Consider the following 2,771-nt stretch of genomic DNA (forward strand, 5'->3'; position numbering starts at 1 on the left):
GGTCGAGCACCGCGCCGTCCTCAGCGACGGCCGCGTCCCGACGCCGGCGGATATCACGCGGGCTGTCCGGCTCGCCTGCCGGGTCGGCACCGCGGCCGCGCTCGTCACCGCGGTTGTCGCCGCCGCTCGTCCTATCGCCTCCTCGCAGCGGTGAGTTTCTGCGCCGGGCGCAGTCGAACTAAGCAAGCGACGAATAAACGAGGAGTGGAAGAGCCATGGAAGACCGGTCTCGCTGGGTGGCCCTGGGAGTGCTGTGCACCGGGATGCTGATGATCGTCCTTGACATGACCATCGTGAACGTGGCGCTGCCGTCCATTCAGGCCGATCTTGGTTTCTCGCAGTCGAGCCTGGCCTGGGTCGTCAACGCGTACCTGATCGCGTTCGCCGGCCTGCTGCTGCTGGCGGGGCGGCTCGGTGACCTGGCCGGCCGCAGGAACGTCTTCATGGCCGGCCTTGGCGTTTTCACTGTCGCTTCGCTGCTGTGCGGGGTCGCGGCGAACCAGGAGATGCTGGTCGCGGCGCGGTTCCTGCAGGGCATTGGCGGCGCGCTCACCTCGGCCGTGATCCTCGGCATGATCGTGACGATGTTCGCCGACCCGCGGGAACAGGCCAAGGCGATCGGCGTCTTCGCCTTCGTCGCGTCGGCGGGCGCCGCGGTGGGGCTGCTGGCCGGGGGCATTCTCACCCAGTTCCTGAACTGGCACTGGATCTTCTTCGTCAACCTGCCGATCGGCGTGGTCACGGTCGTCGCCGCCCGGCAGCTGATCGAGGCGGACCGGGGCGCCGGGCTGCGGGCCGGCGCCGACGTGGCGGGCGCGCTGCTGGTCACCGGCGCGATGATGCTCGGCGTGTTCACGATCGTCGGCCCCGCGGCGGCCGGCGGCTGGCTGGCCGCCAAGACCCTGGGCTTCGCCGCCGGCTCGCTCGTGCTGCTCGGCGGCTTCCTCATCAGGCAGCACACCGCGCGGAACCCGCTCATGCCGCTGCGGATGTTCGCCTCGCGCACCGTGACCGGCGCGAACCTGGTCCAGGTTCTCGGCACCGCGGGCATGTTCGGGATGTTCTTCCTCGGCTCGCTGTACCTGCGCCGGATCCTCGGCTATGACCCGCTGCAGATCGGCCTGGCCTTCCTGCCCGTCGCCGTGGTGATGGGCACCCTGTCGGTGCGCTACACCGACCGCCTGGTCATGCGCTTCGGCGCCCGCACGCCGATGCTCGCCGGCCTCGGCCTGATCGCCGCCGGGCTGGCCCTGTTCGCCAGCGCCCCGGCGAGCGGCAGCGGGTACCTGACCCAGGTTTTCCCTGTCGCGGTGCTGGCCGGCACCGGCGCGGGCTTGTGCTTCCCCGCCCTGATGGCGCTGGCCATGTCCAGCGCGACCCCGCAGGACGCGGGCCTGGCTTCCGGCCTGGTCAACGCGACTGCCCAGGTCGGCGGCGCGCTCGGGCTCGCGGTGCTGGCAACCGTCTCCGCGTCCCGCACCAGCGCGCTGCTGGCGCAGCACCGCCCGGCGGCGGTCGCCCTGACCAACGGCTACCACCTGGCATTCTGGATCGCCTGCGGCCTGGTGGTCGCGGCGGCAGCGGTCGCCGCGACCGTGCTGCGCTCGCCCGCCGCTGGCTCAAGCTCTGCCCCAAGGCAGGACGCCCGCGTAGAGGTCCTCGTCCACTAGAAATCACGCGCGCCGGGTGATGCCTGCCTGGCGGGTGCGGCGGCAGACTGCCCTAGATCAGATGACCGCAGTGTGCCCTGGAGGGGGTGGCGGTGAGCACGCCAGCAGATCCGTTCGCTGTCATGCGTACCAGGCAGTACGCGGTTCTCCTGATCATGGCCGCGGTCCTGGGCGTGGTGATCTCGTTCCTGGTGTACTGGTATCTCAAACTGGTCACCGACATACAGACCTGGGTCTACACCGACCTGCCCAAGGGCGTCGGCTTTCACGGTGAGCCGCCGTGGTGGCCACTGCTGCCGCTGGCGGTGGCCGGAGCGATTGTCGGGGCGACGATCAGGTACCTTCCCGGGCGGGGCGGCCACTCGCCGGCTGACGGCTTTCACCCAGGCGGCGTGGCCGCCGCGATCGACCTGCCCGGCATCTTTCTCGCGTCCCTGGCGGGCCTGTCGCTGGGCGCGGTGATCGGGCCGGAGGCCCCGACGATCGCCCTCGGCGGCGGGCTGGCGGTCCTGGCGGTCAAGCTGGCTAAGCGCGACGTACCGCAGCGCACCGCCGCGATCCTCGCGGCGACCGGCAGCTTCGCGGCGATCAGCACGCTGCTCGGCAACCCGCTGTCGGGAGCGGTCTTGCTGCTCGAGGCCTCCGGGCTTGGCGGCGCGACGGCCACCATCGCGCTGCTCCCTGGCCTGGTCGGCGCGGGCATCGGGTCGCTGATCTTCCTCGGCCTGGGCTCGCTGACCGGATACGGGACATTTTCCCTGGCGGTACCGGACCTTCCCCCGGCCGCGCACCTGAACATTGCACAGCTCGGCTGGGCCGTGGGCATCGGCGCGGCGGCCGCCGTGGTCAGCTTCGCGATCAAATGGCTGGCCCTGTTCGTGCGCCCCCACCTGGAGCGGCTGCTGCTGCTGATGACCCCGCTGGCCGGCCTGGCCGTCGCGGGGCTGGCGATCGCGTACGCCGAGGGCACCGGAAAACCGTCATCGGACGTGCTGTTCTCCGGACAGTCGGCGCTGCCGCCACTGCTCGAGCAGTCCGCGAGTTACACCGTCGGGGCACTGGTCCTGCTGCTGGTGTGCAAGGCGCTGGCGTACTCCATCT

2 protein-coding genes are annotated in these 2,771 nt (G+C 71.0%); both read left to right on the plus strand.

Features of this window, described 5'->3' with window-relative positions; all coding sequences use genetic code 11:
- Nucleotides 1-215 precede the first annotated feature (215 nt).
- Nucleotides 216-1,670: a DHA2 family efflux MFS transporter permease subunit gene (locus WA805_RS21430; RefSeq protein WP_425243220.1), complete on the plus strand. Its 1,455-nt coding sequence runs from the start codon at nucleotides 216-218 to the stop codon at nucleotides 1,668-1,670.
- A gap of 92 nt (nucleotides 1,671-1,762) precedes the next feature.
- Nucleotides 1,763-2,771, plus strand: a 1,009-nt coding sequence (locus tag WA805_RS21435) for a chloride channel protein (RefSeq protein WP_425243221.1), incomplete at its 3' end; no start/stop codon positions are given.

This window comes from Trebonia sp. (genome assembly GCF_049794275.1).
Classification (GTDB): Bacteria; Actinomycetota; Actinomycetes; order Streptosporangiales; family Streptosporangiaceae; genus Trebonia.

Excerpts from the sequence above, each read along its gene's own strand:
- WA805_RS21430 (WP_425243220.1), top strand. The coding sequence starts at position 216 with ATGGAAGACCGGTCTCGCTGGGTGGCCCTGGGAGTGCTGTGCACCGGG.